The 712-nt window shown below is 60.1% G+C and carries 1 pseudogene; it reads right to left on the bottom strand.

The window, feature by feature from the left end:
* Positions 1-494 (bottom strand): annotated as a pseudogene (locus FVW27_RS18185) (hypothetical protein); the annotation flags it as partial.
* Positions 495-712: the final 218 nt, after the last annotated feature.

Genomic DNA, 712 nt, shown 5'->3' with positions numbered 1-712 from the left:
TTGGCTGTATAGAGGGTTTCAGGCAGGCGCTGGTTGCTCTTGAGCTCCCAGACCTGAATGCAGGGGTGTGGGTTCGATCGTATAAGCGTGAGGTCGAGATGCGCTCTGATCGGGACGCCATGGAAGGCAGCTGCAATCTCCAGTTGCGGAATGAAGGTATGCCCGGCGGCGGACAGTGCCTCCATGATGCCCTGCTCCTGCCAGTGGCCGCGTTGCAGTGTCAGCAGACGTTTGAGCGCAGGCGTATTCGTGGGGCCGGAAGTGCTTAGCTTGCGGGCGACAGCTGATCGCAAACACTCGACCGCATGCCCTACATCCGACATGCCGATGTAGGCACTCCGATTGCCCAGCTGGCTTTGTGTCGCCTGAAGGCTATGCGCGTGAAGCGCAGTGTGCAGCACGGCGAGAGGGGCCTCAGAGGGCGGGGTGTTGTGGGTAATAGTCGAGGCCGGGATCACTGGACCATCAAGGGAAGACGTGCTCTTGGTATGCATGCGTTGCTCCATACGAATGAAGCGGGGAGAGCCGTATGGCCCTCCCCGCTTCATGTCTGTTGGTACCGTGTTCAGTCGGCATAACGCCACCAGACCTTTCGCTCCGGGTTCCAGCGAAAGCCAGCTGCCCCAAGAAGTTGCTTTCTGGCAGACGTGTTGCCGGACGCCATAACGCAAAGACGGCCATCCTGCGTGGTGGCCGTCGTGTAGGTTACCCC

Source organism: Nitratidesulfovibrio liaohensis, from assembly GCF_011682075.1.
Taxonomy (GTDB): Bacteria; Desulfobacterota; Desulfovibrionia; order Desulfovibrionales; family Desulfovibrionaceae; genus Cupidesulfovibrio; species Cupidesulfovibrio liaohensis.
This window is presented reverse-complemented; position numbering and strand designations above follow the sequence as displayed.